Origin of the sequence: Bradyrhizobium monzae, from assembly GCF_021458635.1 — a bacterium.
Taxonomy (GTDB): Bacteria; Pseudomonadota; Alphaproteobacteria; order Rhizobiales; family Xanthobacteraceae; genus Bradyrhizobium.
The window spans coordinates 333,354-352,814 of record NZ_JAIRDQ010000007.1; the positions used below are offsets into that span (position 1 = coordinate 333,354).

At 58.3% G+C, this 19,461-nt stretch carries 15 protein-coding genes and 1 pseudogene; 9 read left to right on the forward strand and 7 right to left on the reverse strand.

The annotated features are described in order from the left end of the window. Positions 1–4: 4 nt before the first annotated feature. From K3F49_RS25990 to K3F49_RS26000, 3 genes are all read left to right on the forward strand, one after another. Positions 5–2,944: an NAD(P)-binding protein gene (locus K3F49_RS25990; RefSeq protein WP_234683759.1), complete on the forward strand. Its 2,940-nt coding sequence runs from the start codon at positions 5–7 to the stop codon at positions 2,942–2,944. Between the two features lie 479 nt (positions 2,945–3,423). After that, positions 3,424–3,963, forward strand: coding sequence for a hypothetical protein (locus tag K3F49_RS25995; RefSeq protein WP_234683760.1), 540 nt, complete (start codon positions 3,424–3,426; stop codon positions 3,961–3,963). Between the two features lie 392 nt (positions 3,964–4,355). Further along, positions 4,356–4,922 carry a hypothetical protein gene (locus K3F49_RS26000; protein WP_234683761.1) on the forward strand — a complete coding sequence of 189 codons (567 nt, stop codon included), beginning with the start codon at positions 4,356–4,358 and terminating at the stop codon, positions 4,920–4,922. Between the two features lie 406 nt (positions 4,923–5,328). On the opposite strand, the gene K3F49_RS26005 is transcribed toward K3F49_RS26000, so the two are convergent. Further along, positions 5,329–7,125 (reverse strand): NAD(P)/FAD-dependent oxidoreductase, encoded by a 1,797-nt coding sequence (locus K3F49_RS26005; RefSeq protein WP_234683762.1) that lies wholly within the window; start codon positions 7,123–7,125, stop codon positions 5,329–5,331. A gap of 565 nt (positions 7,126–7,690) precedes the next feature. Continuing rightward, positions 7,691–8,452, reverse strand: coding sequence for a molybdate ABC transporter substrate-binding protein (locus K3F49_RS26010; protein ID WP_234683763.1), 762 nt, complete (start codon positions 8,450–8,452; stop codon positions 7,691–7,693). A 518-nt stretch (positions 8,453–8,970) separates the two neighbouring features. Here K3F49_RS26010 and K3F49_RS26015 point away from each other — a divergent pair. Continuing rightward, a complete protein-coding gene (locus K3F49_RS26015) occupies positions 8,971–9,396 on the forward strand; it encodes a hypothetical protein (protein ID WP_234683764.1) in 426 nt (141 codons plus the stop codon). Between the two features lie 433 nt (positions 9,397–9,829). Here K3F49_RS26015 and K3F49_RS26020 read toward each other — a convergent pair whose 3' ends face one another. Next, on the reverse strand, positions 9,830–10,225 hold the full coding sequence (locus K3F49_RS26020) for a response regulator (protein WP_234683765.1): 396 nt from the start codon (positions 10,223–10,225) through the stop codon (positions 9,830–9,832). A 454-nt stretch (positions 10,226–10,679) separates the two neighbouring features. Here K3F49_RS26020 and K3F49_RS26025 point away from each other — a divergent pair, with 454 nt between their 5' ends. Then, positions 10,680–11,387, forward strand: coding sequence for a Crp/Fnr family transcriptional regulator (locus K3F49_RS26025; protein ID WP_234683766.1), 708 nt, complete (start codon positions 10,680–10,682; stop codon positions 11,385–11,387). A gap of 232 nt (positions 11,388–11,619) precedes the next feature. On the opposite strand, the gene K3F49_RS26030 is transcribed toward K3F49_RS26025, so the two are convergent. Then, positions 11,620–12,666 (reverse strand): transglycosylase SLT domain-containing protein, encoded by a 1,047-nt coding sequence (locus K3F49_RS26030; protein WP_234683767.1) that lies wholly within the window; start codon positions 12,664–12,666, stop codon positions 11,620–11,622. 608 nt (positions 12,667–13,274) lie between these two features. Continuing rightward, entirely contained in the window at positions 13,275–13,658 is a 384-nt protein-coding gene (locus K3F49_RS26035; RefSeq protein WP_346657351.1) for a C-terminal helicase domain-containing protein, read from the reverse strand. Between K3F49_RS26035 and K3F49_RS26040 the strand changes: the two genes are divergently transcribed. Both K3F49_RS26040 and K3F49_RS26045 read left to right on the forward strand, forming a co-directional pair. Continuing rightward, the gene (locus K3F49_RS26040; protein WP_234683769.1) at positions 13,557–14,054 is read left to right on the forward strand and encodes a tyrosine-type recombinase/integrase; all 498 of its coding nucleotides are present in this window, start codon (positions 13,557–13,559) and stop codon (positions 14,052–14,054) included. The genes K3F49_RS26035 and K3F49_RS26040 overlap by 102 nt on opposite strands. 23 nt (positions 14,055–14,077) lie before the next feature. After that, entirely contained in the window at positions 14,078–14,758 is a 681-nt protein-coding gene (locus tag K3F49_RS26045; protein WP_234683770.1) for a helix-turn-helix domain-containing protein, read from the forward strand. An 84-nt stretch (positions 14,759–14,842) separates the two neighbouring features. Here the strand turns inward: K3F49_RS26045 and K3F49_RS26050 are convergent, their stop codons facing one another. Then, positions 14,843–15,061, reverse strand: coding sequence for a hypothetical protein (locus K3F49_RS26050; RefSeq protein WP_234683771.1), 219 nt, complete (start codon positions 15,059–15,061; stop codon positions 14,843–14,845). Between the two features lie 998 nt (positions 15,062–16,059). Then, positions 16,060–17,235, reverse strand: a complete 1,176-nt coding sequence (locus K3F49_RS26055; RefSeq protein WP_234683772.1) for an OpgC family protein — start codon at positions 17,233–17,235, stop codon at positions 16,060–16,062. A gap of 799 nt (positions 17,236–18,034) precedes the next feature. On the opposite strand from K3F49_RS26055, the gene K3F49_RS26060 reads away from it, so the two are divergent. Further along, the gene (locus tag K3F49_RS26060) at positions 18,035–18,991 is read left to right on the forward strand and encodes a helix-turn-helix transcriptional regulator (protein ID WP_234683773.1); all 957 of its coding nucleotides are present in this window, start codon (positions 18,035–18,037) and stop codon (positions 18,989–18,991) included. Between the two features lie 148 nt (positions 18,992–19,139). Further along, positions 19,140–19,375 (forward strand): annotated as a pseudogene (locus K3F49_RS26065) (IS110 family transposase); the annotation flags it as partial. Positions 19,376–19,461 lie beyond the last annotated feature (86 nt).

Below are 19,461 nucleotides of genomic sequence, written 5' to 3' on the forward strand. Positions count from 1 at the left end.
AATCATGGTCAAGAAGAAAGTCGCGGTGCTCGGGGGAGGAATCGGAGCGCTGAGCGCTGCATTCGAGTTGACAGAACTCGATAGCAGCGGCGAGATGTTTGACATCACAGTCTACACTCTGGGTTGGCGTCTTGGCGGAAAGGGAGCAGTTGGGAGACGCGATGCCCACTGGGGCTATCGCGCAGAGGAACACGGCCTACATGTGTGGACCGGGTTCTATGACAATTCATTCTTTTTAGTAGACCGTTGCTACGACGCCTTGCAGCGCTTGGGGTATGCGGTTCCCTTCGGCTCGCGTGATGCCGCATTCTGTGCGCTCGATCGCTGCACGCTGATGGAAGAGTTTGGAGGAGACTGGCATCCTTGGTCGTTTGATCTACCGCCGCGCGCGGGTAAGCCGGGAGAATTCGATGAGGACGAATTCGTCACACTCGTCGATTATCTTCAATCTCTGATTGGGGCCTCCGTCAGCTATATTCAGAATGCGGACTTACCCGCCGAGTTTCATGATGTTCATGATGCCTCAGCTGCTATGTCCGCTAGACGTCTCGCCCGTGCCTTTGAAGATGTGCAACTCGAAGCCGACACATTGCCGGACGATCCGAAGGACATCTCCGCCGCACAAAGCGAGATACTACAGAAGAGATTACGGACTGCACTAGATGCGCTTCGCGAGTATCAACGCGATATTGTTGGCCGAGATGATCTGCGACACGCGTTCATCCTCATCGAACTCGCCTTCACGATCGCGCTGGGGATGCTCGCTGATGGAGTGATGTGGTACGGGTTTGATCACATCGATGAGTTCGAGTGGTCAGACTGGATGCGGTCCCATCTTTGCTCAGATGATGCTCTGAACTCAGCCGTCGTACGAGGCTGCTATGACTATGTGTTCGGATACTTGCGCGGTAATCAGAACGTCGGCGCCGGAACAGGGACACGCGTATTGCTTAAGCTGATGTTCGGGTACAAAGGATCGTTCTTCTATGTCATGAAAGCGACTATGGGAGAACTCATCTTTGCGCCGCTGTTTCGGTTGTTGCGGGCGCGGGGCGTAACATTCGAGTTCTTCCATCGGGTGGATAGCCTTGTCCTTTCAGCTGACGCAACTTTCATCGAGAGAATTGAAGTTGGCGTCCAGGCAACAACCATAGGAAACGTCCCGTACTGCCCGTTGATCTCGATTCCGAATGGCCCGGGCATCGCCCTCGATACATGGCCCACCCATCCGAAATATGAGCTGCTAAATGAAGACCATGCTCTCGCACCGTACGACCTGGAATCGGCCTGGACGGAATGGAGAGACGTCGATCACAAATCTCTCAGGGTTGGCAGTGAATTCGATGTAATTGTACTTGGAATCTCGATCGGTGCGCTCGATCGAATTTGTGCAGAACTCGTCGAGCATCTTCCTGCATGGAAAAGCATGGTTGGTGCGATCAGGACGACGCCAACTATGGCACTGCAGCTCTGGACAACCAAGACGACGGAGGAATTGGGTTGGAAAGGAGGCGACGAAACCATCCTGTCCGGATTTGCGAGACCCCTCGACAGTTGGGGTGACCTGTCGTTGATGCTGCCAACTGAAACGTGGACAACGGCGCCGCCACGCGGCTTAGCGTACTTCGTTGGAAGCTTTCCTGAGACCAAATCACCGCCTCCACCGGCTCCGGACCCAGACTATCCAAAGAGGCAGCTTGAATATGCGAGGGCGCTTGCCCGAGAGTGGGTGCAGACGAGACTTGGAGCACTCTGGCCGAACCTAGTCACGACCGCCGGCTTGCAGTGGGACTTGTTTTTTGATCCTGAAGGCCGTTGCGGGGAGGCGCGGCTCGCCGCCCAGTATTTGAGGGTGAACATAAACCCTTCAGATCGCTACGTCCTGTCGGTTGCGGGCAGCGTAACTAACCGAATTAGGGCGGACGATTCCGGTGTAGGGAATCTTTATCTGGCAGGCGATTGGGTCCGGACAGGACTCAACGCAGGATGTGTGGAAGCTTCCGTCATGGCGGGCCGTGCGGCCGCTGGCGCAATCAGGGGAGTTAAAATCAGCATGCCCAATGCCACGGATTTCGAAGATTTCAACTTCCCCATGGCCATTCTTCCTGGCCTGCAAGTCTTGCGAGAGGTTGCCAGTCGATCGGCCGGCGGAGTTGGCGACATGAGCGCCTTCTGCGTGATCGTAGACGTGCCGATCGACGCTGTTAAATCGATGCTGCCCGTGGGCATGAAACTCCACGGGGCCAAGTCGGCGAAAACTCACGAAGTCGTACTCGTATTTGCTCATCAGCGAAACGTCCGCCCAGGAATTTTGCCGTTCGGCGGCACAAACTACTGTGAGATATTCAATATCGTTCCAGATATTGAGCTCGAGAACGTACCCTATTTGCGACAAGTCAGATTTTGCTTCATGCCATATCTGCTGCTCGATCAATTACCGCCCGTTGTCATTGGGCAAACTATGTACGGTTTCAATAAGCAGCTCGCCCGAATACGTTCCGACAATGACTCCTTCGAGGTCCGAGGCCCTATCGCTAGAGTAGGCGGACATTTCAATCGTGAAGGCTCGCCTGGAGATATAGCTCGATTCCCAGACATCTTCGCCATACGCAGAACACTCGAGCAACCGCTCGTCGGTCTTGCAACCGACGGATCCTACATCTGCTCCATCGTGGACATGCATCTCGATACGGCGACCTGCCAGCATGCCACGGGAACTGTGCAAGTTGGCCGTCCTTTTTCAGAATCTCCAGTGTCCCTCACTGTGAACAAGGCTCCCGGCCATGGCCCTTGGGGATTTCACCTCAGGAACCAATGGAGCCTCAGTTTGCCGGTTCCTGTTCCTGCTCGGAAAGGTCACGCCTCCGCTTTTGATGCTAGATCCTTGGTAAGCGGATATTCGCAGTCTATGTTCGGCCGATTTCCATTCACCCGATCGAAGTGACGAAACCGGACTAGCGCAGCCGCTTCGAACAGCGCGACATAGCGGTCGTGCTTGATGCGCGCACTGCTAGAACACCAGCTCCTGCCCACCGCAGTGCGCCTCGCGTATGCGTTGTTATGGAAGAACTCGGCCCTTGGTTGATTAAGCTCGCTCCAGGAGCGAGCCGCACACGCGAGTAGCGCGAACGTTCGCATTGGTCTCAAATCACAACATCGCGAAGCCATCTGATTGCAAGTCCGCGGAGCAAAGGTCGCGCCATCCTCAACGTTTCGAGAAAAGCGAATTCTCTCACCGAGCCGAAGGCTCCGCTCGTTTCGAACGAGCCATCCAGCTAAGTCGTTCAGAAGTCACCAACCTCGGTGTAATGGCGTCGCTTCTTCATCGCAGCGTCGCTGATAACCACATTTCCATTTTTAATCTTCCTTTAGCGATCTGCTAAGAATTCCAGTTTCAAAGTCGTCTCGAATGGGAGGCGACCCATGCCGTTGATCAAATATTTCGGGTTTGTTGGCAGCGCCCTTGTCCTATTGCTGATCGCATTGGGGTGGTGTTTGCCGCAGCACGTGGCGGAACCAAGCGGTGGCTCGACCGACAGGCCAGCCATAAGGATAGCCTCGGCCGAACGGTTGCCCGAACGACTCATTATCGACACGAGTTTGCCGACGACTGTCTCGCCGTCGACCGTCCTGGAGTTTGCTGAACGATCGCCACAAGCAGCTGTTGCAGCTGTCGTCCCTCCTCGCCGGACGATAACTGCGGCGCCGGTTGGCGAAGTACCGATAACGGCGAATCTCGTAAACCGAGAACGTTCGAGGAAGGTTGCTGTTCATCGTGCAGCGTCAAAGACGAATATCGAACACTCGAGGAACGACAAAGCCACGACGCCACCTGCGGTCGCCGAATTGTCTTTGCTGGACAGCTTGAAGGAAGGGTTGGGGCAAGCGCAGGCAAAACTGATGGCAAGCCTCGAACCCTTGACTACCACTGCTTCGAAGTCCCAGCTCGAGACACGGCGATGATGCTATTACCCAACTTAATCGTTGCGGCTAACCGCGCTCACACCTGGAAAAATGCCGCCCACGACTCCGACGGCTGAGGGGGCTATTTGGTGATCCGGTCCCGGTCGTCAACAAGGTGGCTGGGAGAGCGGTGAATGGGAGATGCGGCGTCATGCATAATGTTTTCCTTGGCATCACCTTCGCCGGAGCCCTGTTGCTTGTCTTAGCGTCTCTTGTCGCCCTTCAAAGGATAATCGAGTGATCGTCGCCTGACGGTCCGTTACACTGCTTGCGAGGAGCTGCGGGCCTGTCGCGGTTTCCTCCAAGTGTGTGAGCCATCTCACAGGATTGCGTCGAGTCTGGCGTAAGATGGGCGTGGAGGTCGTCTTCCGCAAACCACCGTGGAGATCGAAATGGCCAAGAATCCGACGGGCTCAGGTAGTGACCGGCTCCCGCATCCGTTCAGCGACTTGCTCGCCGCCGCTGCCGTACCACCTCAAGCCGAGTTCCTCGTGCACAGCGTGAAGGTCGTGTGCGGCAGGCAGACCGAGACGAACTGCTGCTGTACCGCAGGCGCCCGGCCGGGCGTGTACGCGACCGAGGTCAACATTCAAAATATCACCGGTCAGCCGGCGCAGGTCGCGAAATTCTTCGTACCTTTGATCAACGCGGGCGCCGTTATTGGGCGCGAGCCCAAATTCGCCGATCCAGCCAAAATCTCTCAGCGCACTGGCGAGCTCATCACGCTTCCACCGCTCGCGGCGACGATGGACGATTGCTGCCACATCGCGGAGTTGCTGCTCGGCGGCCCTCCAAGCGGAGAGTCGGCGCTCACGATCGGCTACCTCACGATCGGGAGCTTCTTCGAATTAGCCGTCTCTGCGGTCTACACAGCGACCCCCCTGAGCGGGGACGGCATTAGCATTGACGTCGAGTACATTCTGCCGCGGCGCCTAGGACGTGGCCCGGGTCAGGGCTGAAAGCCGCCTGACAGAACGAAAGTCACTGCGACCCGGAAGGTGTTGGTCGCCCCTTGCGCGATACGGGCGGCCTTCGTTGCCGCGCGGAAAACCGCGTGCGGCGCAAGTAGGTCCACAGCTTTGACGGGTTCGGTCGCTGACGCATTTGAGGTCTCGCGAGCGAGCATTCAGCTTCGTTTGAAGAACATCCGAGTTGCTGCACGATCAGGAACGGAGATTCGCACAGACCGGGCCGACAACTATCTTTGATGTCCGCCTTGTATCGCCGGCTCAACCGGTCGACGCGACACAGGCTAACTAGCGCGGCTGACCAGAGGATCTTCGATGCGGAGTGCGCACGAGGTTGCCAGGCCCATGCAGCAATGGGCGACGCCAATCCGCGAACACAACCCGTGTACTACGAAGCTTATGCCTTGTGATGGACGGCTTGCAGGCCATAGACCGGGGTCGGGATGCCCTCATAGCGGGCTTTCAACTGTAGGGAAAGGAATTGCGAGTAGTGGCGTGACTGGTGCAGATTGCCACCCTGGAACCATAGCCCTTCGTGTAGAGTCGGCTTCCACATGTTGCGCTGTTCGCCTTCCCATGGGCCGGGATCCTTGGTGGTATTCGAGCCTAGTCCCCAGACCTTGCCAACCTTGTCGGACATCTCCCGGCTGATCAGGTCAGCGACAAAGCCGTTCATCGAACTGTAGCCTGTGGCGTAGACGATTACATCAGCGGGCAGCTCCCTTCCATTGTCTAGTCTGACGCCGTTGGGCGTGATTTCCTCGACCTGGCCTGCGACCAACTTGACCTTTCCATCGATGATGAGCTGCGAGGCGCCAACGTCGATGTAATAGCCCGAGCCGCGACGCAAGTACTTCATGAACAGACCGGAATCGTCGTCGCCGAAGTCGAGTCGAAAACCGGCTCTCGTCAACCCTGCATAAAAATCGGCGTCTTCCTTTCGGATCTTGTCATAAACCGGCTTCTGCAACTGATGCAGGATCTTATAAGGCAGCGAGGCGAAAATAAGATCGGCCTTGGCTGTCGTCATGCCACCGCGGACGGCGCGCTCTGAGTAGAGGTCGGCGATGGATGCCATCAGCGAATCCGAGCGCACGACATGGGTCGTCGAGCGCTGCACCATGGTCACGTCGACGCCGGCCTCATACAGCGCGGCGCAGATGTCATGCGCGGAATTGTTCGAGCCAATCACCACTACCTTCTTGCCCTTGTAGCGATCGGGACCTGGGTGGCGCGAGGAATGGTGCTGTTCACCCTTGAAGGTATCCATGCCCTTGAATTGCGGCATGTTCGGCTTGGCGGACATGCCGGTCGCAAAAACCAGCTGCTTCGGCTTGAGCGTAATCTCCCTGCCATCGCGCTCGACGACGACCGTCCATTCCTTTTTGGCGTCGTCCCAGTCAGCGTGTTTGGCCGTGGTGCCGGTCCAGTAGTTCAGCTCCATGACCTTGGTGTACATCTCCAGCCAGTCGCCGATCTTGTCCTTGGGCGAAAACACCGGCCAGTTCTTCGGAAAGTCGATGTAGGGCAAATGATCGTACCAGACCGGGTCATGCAGGCAGAGCGACTTGTAGCGGTTGCGCCATGAGTCGCCGGGACGGCCGTTCCTCTCGACGATGATGGTGGGCACGCCGAGCTGGCGCAGCCGCGCGCCGAGTGCGATGCCTCCCTGGCCGCCGCCGATGATGAGCACGTACGGCTGCGTCTTAAGGCCGAGCTGCTCGGTTTCCTCGTCCCGCAATTCCTTCCAGGTTTTGGCGCCGGGATTGACGCCGTGGCGGGCGCCAAGCGGCCGGGTAAAGCCCGCTTTTTCCTCGTGACCTTTCAGTTCGACCATCGTCGTCAGCAGCGTCCAGATCTGGCCGTTCTGGAGACGGATTAGACCGTAGCCGCGCGCGACCTCGGTCTCGAACGAGATCCAGCATTCGGTCACTCCATCGGCTTCGGTAGCGCTTTCCTCGTCGGCAATTTTCCAATTGCGTGGCTTTGCGTGCGCTAAGCAAGAGTTGAGCATCTCGCGGATCTGATCGCGACCTTCCATGGTTTTGACGTTCCAAGTGAAGGCCACCAGGTCGCGCCAGTAGCACTCGGGTGCGAACATCGCTACAGCGGCGTCCAGGTCGCCTGCCACAAGCGCCGCTTCGAATTTGTCGAGAAAGGCCTGGATGCGCGCATTAGGCGTGGTGTCGAGCATCATTTCCTCCCAAGGTGTTTTTGATCTTTCCGCAATTGTCGCAGCTTACCCGAACTATCGACCGAAACCAGACTTGCGCGGATCAACTTTTTCACAGCACTTCTGATCGAATAGGGTCAAATAGGGTCACCTTGCCGCGGTGCGTCAGTCCGCGGATTGTCGATGCTTCGCGGTCACTCTGCTGGAAATTTGTGATCAAGAAATGCCGGACTTCTCAGATAGCATCGGCTCTCTTGCGAACTATCGGCCCGACCGAATGTCCGCCTTGCGCGAGAAGAGGCCATCCTCGCCAAGTCGCCTATTGGCCGATATTGTTGCAAAAGTCGTTTTTCGCCGATGACCAAAATTCTGCGGGCCGTGGGCGCGACTTTCGCGTACAAGATGCGAGGGACCTCACGGCCTCACGCAAAATTCTCAGGCGACTTCGGTAACGCGATTGAGGTCATACGAGTCAGCGGTCGATCGCTGCGCAATGTTTTCGCGAAAACTCTTGAGCCTGCAACTTTCGACTTTTGCAACACAATCGGCCCTTAGCAGACGTCATGTGCATCATCTGACGTAAACATTAACCGGGATGCATGCCCTTGCCTTTGATTACCGCCTCGGCGTCCTGTGTCTTCAAGTAGTCGAGAAGGGCTCTTGCCGCCGCGACTTCCCTAGTCTCCATGCCTAGTGCGCCCGTGAATACGACGTCCTGCTGCACCTCAGCTGGAAACGGGCCAACTAGGTCGAGGCCCGGAGCCATCAACACGTTCATCAAGAACAGAGCAAGTTCAGCCTTTCCCGTGGCGACCACCTCGACAACTTGAGCTGGCGTCGGCTGTGGCTTCATCTTTGCCTTCATCGACTCGGTGATGCCGAGCTGGTCGAACACCTTCGCGATGGAATAGCCAGTCGCACTCTGTGGAATCGAGGCAACCGAGTCTGCCTTTAGCAGCGCCGCTTTCAGTGCGTCAGACGTCGATATGTCCGGCTTCGACCCGCCCGCACGAATTGCGACACCGAGGCCGACGCGGGCGATGTCGATGGTCGGGCCACTCACAAACCGCGCCCGTGCTGCGGCATCCTGCATCACCTCGACCGGTACGATGCCGACGTCAAATGGCTTTCCCGACGTCGCTTCCTTGATCAAGTTTGGCGTCGTACCGAAGAAGATATCGAGCTTGTGACCCGAAGCCTGCTCGAATTTCGGTTTGATCTCCGTCCAGATCGCGTTCATTGCACCGCCCGCCAGAACCCTGATCTCGGCTGCGTGCGCGCTTGGCACCAAATACTGGACAAACGCTAACGTGAGTAATGCAACGACCGGAAAACCCCACTTTGCCATGATGTGCCTCCCAAGCAACCAGCGAGGTTAACCTACAAGGTGGTTTGTCGGGAAGTGACCCAAGTCGGCTTGTGGCCGATATTGTTGCAAAAGTCGTTTTTCGCCGATGACCAAAATTCTGCGGGCCGTGGGCGCGACTTTCGCGTACAAGATGCGAGGGACCTCACGGCCTCACGCAAAATTCTCAGGCGACTTCGGTAACGCGATTGAGGTCATACGAGTCAGCGGTCGATCGCTGCGCAATGTTTTCGCGAAAACTCTTGAGCCCTGCAACTTTCGACTTTTGCAACACAATCGGCCCTTTTGCGAAGTGTCGGCGCGCCTCGTCGAGGTCCGGTCAGTGGGGTAGAGCGGTCTAGATTTGCTCACGTTGAGTTCTTCGCATTTTGACCCGGAGCGGACTCCGAGGCAGGGAACACGAACCGCGAATTTGAACCGCCGAGAAGCACGCCGCGCCGAAACACAGGAACGGAAGTTTTGTTAAATTCGTTTAGCGTCTAACGCAAAGGAGAAAGACTATGATCGCTAACAGGCTTATGTGCTTGAGCGCGGTGCTAGCCTTCAGCACCAGCTCCCTTTATGCGGCTCCCTGCAACATGGCGAGCCGCGATGCTGGATCGGGGAATGTCCCGGGCTTTACCGGACAAACCACCGGTTCCGCAGCAACTGATTCCAAGGAGCATCCGCCGGCATCTGCGATGAACAAAGCCTCGGAGAATGTCGCAACATCGTCGCAGGACGCTCAACGCCAGATGCAGAACGAGTCTACCGCTGCTGAGCAATCAAAGAAGATCGAGCCCGCACCCTCCTCGCAGTCACCGGATCGGACGGCAGGCACGGTCGAGCAGACCCGTCCCGCGCCCACCGAACAGTCAAAGAAGATGACGGCTGGTGAGGCCGAGCAAGCACCGTCCCAGCAAAAGGTGGGACAGGACTGCGATTGAACGCGGGGACAATGATTTCGATTTGCAGCTAGGGGGCCGAAAGGTCCCCTTTCGGAGACCAATCCTGGAACTGAGACTTGGACCTAGCGTTTTCTGTTGAGCGTTTTCTCTTGGCAATGTCCGTCGGACCCTACGGTTAGGACCCGTAAGTCGGAGGTTGTGTCATGCGGCGTCGCCGATCCTTACCGCACGCATTCGAAGATCAGATCGCAGCCGAGATGGCTAGGCTGAAGGAAAAGATTGCCGATCTTGCGAATGGTCCCGACAGGGATGCCATGCTTAGAAAGATCAGACAGTTGGAGACCGCATCCCACATAAATGAATGGCTAACGTCGCCCGGTCTCCGGTCGCCGGAGTAAACCTCACAAATGTCCGGTACGGTTGGGGTGTAGGCCGCCGACGGTCACCGAGCTAGTCTTGGCTATGATGGTGACTATGCGCCCTCGCTTGCCCCTCCGTCCAATAGCTCCCGCAGTGTGCCGGTGATCTCCCTGACAGAATAAGGTTTCGGCAAAAACCGGCCGCCCTCCGGCAGCTCGTAGTCCCGAAGCCTTAGTTCGCCCGAGGTTGCAATGATCTTGATCGGCGGCCAGCGGCTTCGCACCAGGTGGGCTAACCGCAGCCCGTCAATTGAACCCGGCATCTGGATGTCCGTGAAGATCACACGAATGTCTTTCCGGGCTTCCAGCACCGAAATAGCCTCGGCCGCGTTTCCAGCCTCGATCACATCGAAACCGGCGTCCTCAATCATTGTTACGGCATGCCATCGCAGAAGCGCCTCGTCCTCAACGACGAGCACAACCGGGCGACTGGCAGCTAAGTGCTGCATCGGCCCTACTAACCTGAATGATCGAGATGGCGCTTTCAAACCCGCGTCCCAGCGCAGGGGTGCGTTTCACCCTATTCCTATTGTCGGAAAACGGACATAGGCGGTGCCAAGAGGCCAATTCGGTTGTTGACTATTAGTTCCTAGAAGCGCCCAACATATAAGAAGAAGTGCCAGAGCTACGGCAGAAACGAACCTGTATCTGCATCAATGTCATTGTCGGAATTCCGACAGACGAGGCTCTGAGGACCCAGCTTTCCGATGAGAAAGCACGGATGACCTTATAGCTAGGCACCTCAGCGCTAATCGGCAGCAGCTCGGCTTAAGATGGAAACCGGACCGACACGGACTGCCGGTACTCTTAATTTAACCCTGATCCCGCGCGGAGCGTCCCCTCGGAGCTCGCACCCATCACCCTGCGGTATATCGCCCGACCGACCGGGTACGGACACCGCAGTTGCACGCCCCTTCGTCCACGCCGCTCGACAACAGGCTGCTCGCGTCACTACCAGGCAGCGAGTTTAGCGCGCTCGCGGTCCATCTAACGACCGTGGTGTTGCCGCAAGGCACTTCTGTGTACGAAGTAGGCAGCGAGGTCGAACAGGTCTATTTCCCTCACCAGGGGATGTTTTCGTTGCTCGCAGTAATGCGTGACGGCAGGGCCATTGAAACCGCGACTGTCGGCCGCGAAGGCGTAATTGGCGCAATGGCGGGATTAGGTCTCTACAGATCGCTCGTCCGGGTGAACGTTCAATTGCCAATGACGGCCAGCAGGATATCGTCAGCCGCTTTCAGGAGGTCAGTCGCCTCAAGCCAAGCGATACGAGACCTCTGCATACGCTATAATGAAGTCCTCTTAACCCAAGCTCGCATTACGGCAGCCTGCAATGCACTGCATCCAATCGACCAACGTTTTTGCCGCTGGCTATTGCAGTCGGCCGATCGCGCAGCGGGCGATACCATTACGCTGACGCAAGAACTGCTTGCCGACATGCTGGGAGTGAGAAGGACATCTGTGACAGAGGTGGCCGGCAAGATACAGGATCAAGGCATTATCACCTACTCGCGAGGCGTCATTAAAATATTGGACCGCGGCGCGCTGGAGCGAATGTCGTGCGAATGCTATCAGGCGCTCGTCGAGCATGAGGCAACTCTGACAAATTGATCGGCGGAAGCGAAAGTTGAGTTCCCCCCCAACACTGGCCTTCCCGAGCGGAACAGCTATGGCGCCGGTCTCTGACTATCGCCATGTCCGCTGCTGGCCCCTTCGCTGACCTTGAGCTTGCCCGTCCAAGTCCGTTTTGGGGCCATGAGCGGACCTGGTCTACCCAGTGAGGTGTTTTCTCCACGGCGGCTAAAGGCAATCCAAGCGTGGCTGCGCCCTGCCGCCACTGGAATTATTGGCTTGCCGCCGCAGCGGCGGTCGCCACATATTTCGCGTAGAATTCGGCGACCCGGCCGCGCCACATTCCGACGAACGCCTCTGACGTCACGTTGTCTACCGATTTCCAGGTGCGCTTGAACGCGGGAAGTGCATTGCCCCAGATCGCGCGTTTGCACCACCTCTCCCCCTTCTCCTTGCCTTCGCTGGTGGCGCACATGGATTTCCAGGCGGTGCGAGCGGGCCGGCTGATGTGCTCACCGGCGCCTTCCCAGCCCTGCTGATGGATCAGGTAAAGATCGGCCATGTCAGGCGTCCGGTGCGTAATCCACTCGAACTGGACGCCTTCGGTAATGATCTTGTAGGCGGCCGCAACGGCGTTATCCCGCGGATTGCGAATCTGCCCGAAGCCGAACTTCCCGAACTCGTATTGGCTCAGCTGAAACAGGCCGATATACGACCCGGTGCGCTGATTGGGGTTGAAACCGGATTCGATCTTGGCAACCGCCATCATGAAATTGAAATCGAGACCAAACGCGTCGGAAGCGCGCTTGATCTCTTCGGCCGGCGTTCCGACTGGAATGTCCTTGAACGCACGCAAGACGATCTCCGCCGGTTTCTCGGCGGGCGGCAGTTCGGACCAGACGTAGTAGACCAGATAACGGAAATCCTGCGTCGACGCCGCTTTCGGAGCACCGTTCGACGCATCGCGTGCTTCCGGCAGCGACTGGAAGATATCCTCTCCCAACGACGCCAACTTTGGCCCGGCAGGATGATCGGCGATTTCGGTCCCGGTGCCCAGCGGAGTGGAATCTGCTGACGCCGCCGCGTCAAGCTCTATTCGTTCTGCCCGAAGCGCTGCCGCAAGTCTGGCGGATGCGTCCGCGAGCAAGGCAGGCGTCACCATGTTCGCGGGAGCCGTCGCGTTCGCAGGAGCCGCTATGTTCGCTGCAGCTTCCGGCATGACATCCGGCAACGTCGCGGCCGGTCTGCTACCGGCGGCGAGACAAAGTCCCACGGATGCGATCGCAGCCGCGATACAGGTGGTCTGCCAAACCTTCATTGCCCGAAGTCCACGGATGGCTTCCGTACAACTGTGCGCATGTTCCTGCGACCTGAGGTAAGCCCTCTTCGTAGAATCTTAAGGTTTAAATGTGGTGAACGGGAGGAGCTTTCCGCCTCGCCAATGCCCGCTTTGGGTCAAAATGCGAAGAACTCACCTGAGCAAATCTAGTCCGCCACACCCCAATGAGCGGACCTCAACCGGGGCGCTGCTACTTCGCTGATGCGCCAAAAGCCTTGCTCGCTGAGCCTCACGGCATCAGCATTGACGTCGAGTACATTCTGCCGCGGCGCCTGGGACGTGGCCGGGGTCAGAGCTGAGCACCGCCCGACAGAAGAAAGGTCATTGCGAACCCGGAAGAAGTTGGGCGCCCCTTGCGCACGCACCGGCGGTCTTCCCCGCCGCGGCACGGCGCAAGTAAGTCCAGAGCCTTGGCGGATGCGACCGCTGATGTTTGGCGTCTCGCGACCAAGCATTCAGCTTCGTTTGAAGAGCATCCGAGCTGCTGCGCTACCAAGAACGGAGATTCGCAAATCCATTGTTATGGAAAAAACCGGCCTTTGGCCGATTCGTCCCCCCTCCCCGCTAGCCTGGCGGGAGCTACGCAGCTAAAGCGGGCGAGCCAACTCGAGATACCGGCAGAACGCGTTCGCCAATTGCATCTGGCGGGGCGTTCGGCATTCGACCTCGAACAGCCGAGGACTGGCAACCAAAACACAGATGCATCTCGCCCGCGACGTCGCCACGTTCAGCCGGTTCGCGCTGTAGAGAAACTCCACTCCCCGCGGGGCGTCGGCATGAGACGAGGTCGTCATCGAATAAATCACGACCGGCGCCTCCTGTCGCTGAAACTTGTCGACGGTACCGATACGCGCGCCCGGCAATCGCTCTTGAAGCTCAAAGACCTGCGCGTTGTAGGGGGCGATGATCACGATGTCTTCTATGGTACGGGCGGGCGCTACGAAGAACTTGCCGATGCCAAGGTGCGACACTTCGATCTCCGGGGCAGGCTCCTGACAGTTTCGGGCAAGACCGGATCGCGCCACATCATTCTACAGCCGAGTGCGGTGCGATTGCTCAAGCGTGTCACGAAGGGGCGCTCGCTGGACGATTTCATTTTCGTCAAGGCAGACGGATCGAAATGGAAGCCGTCCGATCAGGTGCGTCCGATGAAGGCGGCGGTCCGAAAGGCCAAACTCGATCTGAACGGCTGCTTCTATTCGCTGCGCCACGCATACATCTCGGAATCGATCGAGATGAACGTGCCTCTGACGGTGATCGCGGAAAACTGCGGAACGAGCGTCCGCATGATCGAGATAACCTATGCGAAGGTACTGATGGAAAAGAAGCGCAAGTTCGTTGAGCGCGGCGGGCCCCGCCTGCACTGAGGAGTCAGACGATGAGTGTCCCAATGCGATCCCCCAACATCGTTCCGAGAGGCGCTATCCGGCTGAGCGAAGCCTTCGATCGCGTCTGTTCGAACATCGCCCCCGACTGGAGCGAGCTGCCGCAACTTTGCGTCATGTGGGACGAAAATGTCGAGATCGCTCCCCTGGGCGACGAGGGATCGGGTGACAACCCGTACGATCGGGAGTTCGAGATCGCCTATCGGGCCGAAACGATACTCCGTTCCGCGCTGACGACGGGCGCGCTCCGAGCTTACATCCACAATCTTCGCACCGGCGTCGATCTTGAGCTGAAGCCCTCGGAATGGGGCCGCGCGGGCGAGACCGTCGGCCTGCCGAGCGATTATACGAGCGAGTTGATGCCCGGCCCCGACTGCACCCTGGACGGTGTCGCAAGCCCGATTTTCATCCCCAGGGAGGAGTTCGAGAAATGGCTCGGTCGGGATCCGGCCGCATTAGCATTCAACGCCATCGCACAGAGCGTGGCCGAGCCGCGGGCGTTTTCCCTTGAGGAGGTCTGCCTACGTACCGGACTTTCCCGGAGCAAGCTCTATCAGGAAATCGAGCAGAAGCACCTGTACGCCAGGAAATGCGGCAATCGTACGCTTGTGCTGGAGAGTGATCTGAACGCATTCTTGAACGCGCTGCCCAACTTTCAGACCGGGACGACCGTTTCGATGCCATAAGATAATATTTTGCAGGCTTTCCGGATTTCCGTGTGGAGTCCGGCCGTCCGCGCCGGCGGTGAAACCGGTCCAGACGTCGCGCAGTCAAGCCGTCTTCGAGCAGGCGCGTGCCATGATCGGGACGACAACGCGCCTCGCGCTCGATCCCTGGCACTTGTGACAGGTGACCACGTATGCCAAGTCGAGATCGATCAGGTGTTCGTCGCCGAGCTTCTTCGGCTCGAGGTCGCCGTCGAACAAGACGGTGACAGCACGGCTTTCGAAGTCGAGTTCGATGACGCGTCCAAGCAGTCCGTTGATCAAGCCGGCACCATAACGTAGGGGTTAGCCGCTGGCTTGTTCTGACCGCCGCATGGCAAAACGGAATTCGCCTCCCATTGCGGCTTCCAACCGCGGAATGTGCAGCAGGCTGTACGCGCAATTCCCCGATATTTGATCTCGCGCAAAGCAAAATGCGGGTTTTAGCGCGAAATTGACCGTGCTGCACGGTGACGTCCGCGCAGGCGTCGCCGCCGTCAGCGGGGCCCGGTCTCCTAGGCACACCGGGCCTCGCTTCGGTTCCTGAGCGGGCCGAGGGACGCGACAGAACCGAAATGCGCCCTGCTCTTTCAGCGAGAACGTCGCGCCAAGCTTCGAAATCGATCGCCTGTATCGAGAATATCGTGCGGCGCGACGATCTGGATCCAGACAGTACGCGCGGCCTATCCCTCAATGAGGGAGACAGGGCTTTCTCACTCGGCGTACCGAGGGAACGACATGCCCAAACAAACTTACGATCTTGCCGCAGCAGTGCGTCACGCGCTCGAGACGACGCATGCGGTGGCGGAATGCCCCTTCCACCGCGGGGTGGTGATACGGGTCGGAGACGACGCCGCCGAGAACCCACGCGATCCTGCGAGCGAGAAACCTTCGCAGAAGCAATGGCAACCATGGGACGAAGCCGCGCTCCGCAAGGAATTTCAGCGGCAACTCGGAGAAGCTGCCGACGGCTATTGCCCTCTCTGTGCGGGACCCTCCCGCCGGTGACCGATTTTCAAATGGAACGCGTCTTCCTCCTACCGTCGCGACGAGGCGCTGGCGGCGTCTCTGGCAGAGATCACTAGAACATAAAACGGAACATATTAGAAAATTGATCGGCAAAGCCCCTCTTAAGCAAGGAGCTCTAGGGCGCGTACTCATAAATCTTCGTCGATGTCCGGTTCGCCCCGACACCAACCGCCTTTGTGCAACCGCAGCAAATGTCGCGATGGGCCAAGAGCCGCTCGCCGTGCTCCACGCAATCTGCCAGTTTAGCCTACGGTTTAGCGAACCGGCGGAATTCTCTCGATCAACTGCGTCCACCCTGACTTCCGCTCGCGCTTAAGGCTGATCGCGTTCAGTAGCCGCCCGACTCCGATCATCATCAGGACTCCAGCAAAACTGACCACGATCTGCATCGCAAGTCCCTCGGAGAGGTCGAGCAGCGTAAGGTGGCTAGCGAGCGCCAGAAGGACGCCGAGACAATAGATTTGTAGCGAATTCTCGCCACACCACCTCGCGCAGCTCAGCGCCGGCGTTGATAGCGCTCCCCAGTTCTGAGGAATGAATCGCAGCACCACAATTGCAAGCGCCACAAAATGCAGCAGTCGTATCGGACTGAGATTCGATTTATCCAATGGAAACACCAGATCCTTCAAGGTTTGCGGGACCAGCGGCTTGATGCTCCAACTCTGTGCAAGGACCAGGCCGAAAACCAGATAGAGAACGGCAAGAACAAGCGCCGGGCGCGCCATCATCCATGGCCGGAATTTCCCTCCCTCAATGACGCACCATGCGCCCAGCACGATCAGAAGCTGCCAAGCCAGCGGATTAAAGAACCAGACGCCATTGGGCCAGGCTGGCACACTCCAACCGAAGACGTGCACGAGCGCGTACAGCAACAGGGACGCTCCCAACGTCACGTTCGGTGCTCTCAGCAGTAGCCACAGCAGCGGCGTGAACAGCACGTGAAAGATCACAAAAACCGGCAAGACGTCGGTATTGACGGGCCGGTATTGCAGGATTGCGGCGTGCGCAAGCGTGGCGCCCGGATGCTCGAGCAGAATTCGAGTATTGCTCTCGTCGGCGAGATCATCGCTGCCCGCAAGGTAGACGAAGACGACGCAAGCGAGCGTGAGCAGCAGAAACGCCGCATAGATGTCCCATCCTCGCCGCAGCGAACGGTCGATCATGCCGCTCCAGCCCTCGCGCTCCCGTGCCCTGCCGTAGGCGAGTGCGCAGGTCACGCCCGAGAGGAACATGAAGATCTCGGCGGCATCGCAGAAGCCGTAGTTGCGCGGTGTCAGCCAACTCACGATGTTATTGGGAACGTGATCGAGAAAGATCCACCATAACGCGATCCCGCGGCAGATGTCGATACGCAGATCGCGGCCAACCGCTTTGCACTCCGGCGAAGTTTCGCCGAACAATCGCGTCGAGGTGTGAGTTCGATCATCCATCTGCCGGCCTGTCTGGGTGCGCTCGCGCTCATAGGGTCGATAACGCGCGCCAGCTACCCGATGGATGATGGAGGCTCCCTGGTCGCCCAGCGGCTCCTCTGAGCGCCAGGATCGGCGGGATCATCGGCCTCCCAAGGCACCTGCAAGGTTTCGTCGCCGACGCCCCGCATCAAAAGTTGCTTTCGCATTTCGGTGAGACGGGCACGGCAGTATTCGCGATAAAGCATGTCGACTATGGCGGACATGATCGAATCCCTTCCTGATCACCACGGTTGACGTCCCATGTGACAGACTTCGACCATTTCACCCGGCGGCTGAAAAGGAGCCGCGCCGGGACGTAAGTGTCCGACGGACCTTAATGGTGATGCGACGATCAAGGCACGACAGGAAATCGGTAGAGGATAGTTTCGTGCTGCAGAACTTCTGCTCGTGGATCGATGAGCCCGAGCAGTCGCGAACAGCGTTGTAAGGTTGGACTTGGTCTTGCACCCTGCCAGGGATTTCCAAGTTGGATCCGATGGCAGCAATTTGAAATTGAGCCATCACACTCACCTCCTCTTAAAGGAGATATTTGCGCGCGATATTCGCAATCAAAGATTGTCGCAATTTTCTGGTCGCCACGTGAGCCAGTTCACATCAACATCAATCACAGGTGAACGAGACTAGCAGACAAATGATGTAGCGTCTTGGAGTTCTGCGTACCTCAAGAGACGGTCGGTGCGCAAATTGCAAAGTACGGATACCGACAGCTGCCTGTGCTGCATTTGAACCCATTGTCTTGTCAAGGCTGGAGGTCCCCATGTCTACGGACGCAGCCGATTTCGTATCGCATCGATTTTCGACGCGCGAACATCCGGAGCGGATGCGACTTCCACTATGGCGCGAGAGCTTTGTGCGGGGGATAGTCCACGCCGATGTCGAGCCTCTCGCGAACATTCCGTTTCAAGTCGACGCAACGCTGCAAGCGATCCGTGGTTTGCGCACCCTCGCACTGAATGGCTCGCCAATGCGCTTCCAGCGCTTGCGGACGAGCATCGCCGACGGTGATGACTCGATCGGCCTTATCGTCTCCTCGCCCGGCAAAAGTCAGCTGACGCAGCGGGGCCGGGACATCGAGCTTTGCGCCGGCGGCGCAGTCTCGATTCTGCATTCGGAGCCCGCCACCGTCACCTATGTCGACGGAATACTATTCGGTCTGGCCGTGCCCCGCGAGGCGCTTGCGCACCGCGTGACGGACATCGAGAGCCTCGCTATGCGACCGATCCCTCCGCGAAATGAACCGCTTCGCCTCCTCATGGCCTATCTGAAGTCGGCATTCAAGGAGGGGGCTCTGGCCGCCCCCAAGCTGCGTGATGTCGTCATGGCTCACACCTGTGACCTCGTAGCGCTCGCAGTCAGCGAGTGCGCTCCCTTGGGCGAGAGCGATGCGAGTGCGATCGTGGCCGCGCGCCACAGTGCCGTCCTCGACTACGTCGCGTCACACTTTCAGGAGCCCGGGCTCAGCGTCGAGGCGGTCGCTCGTTGCCAGGGCATTTCACCTCGCTATTTGCAGCGCCTGATGGCGCTGTCAGGATCATCGTTCACCGGGCACGTGAATGAGCTACGTCTGCAACTTGCGCTCAAACTTCTGACCGAGGCGCGCGCCAGCGCGCAACTGATTTCCGATATCGCCCTGGAGGTGGGCTTCTCCGACCTTTCGCATTTCAATCGCCTGTTCCGAGCTCGCTTCGGCGATTCGCCGCGCGGGTTTCGCTAAATCGGCAGGGATCGCCGCCGAGCCATGTGGCCTTGATCGGCCCATGCGCGAGATGCTGCTACCGAATGTCCGCTAATGGGATGGTCCGGCCGTGCTCCCGCCCCGCCAGCAAGTGAAGCTGCCAAGGGTGCCAAAGAAGGAGCACGCCATGTATCAGACACCCAATACCGCGTCGCCGTGATCGGGATCGATATCGGCAAGAACTCGTTCCACGTCGTAGACCACGATGCACGGGGCGCCATCGTGCTGCGGCAAAAGTGGTCGCGTGGCCAAGTGGAAGCGCGGCTCGCCAATATGCAGGCTTGCCTGATCGGCATGGAAGCCTGCGTTGGCGCACATCACTTGAGCCGCAAACTCGCATCGCTTGGTCACGATCCAAGGTTGAGCCGGCCAGACGCGGCAATCGCTACCCGCGCGTTCTGTTCGTGCAGGCGGCATGGGTTGTGCTGGTCCTCGTCGGAGAGTTTGTA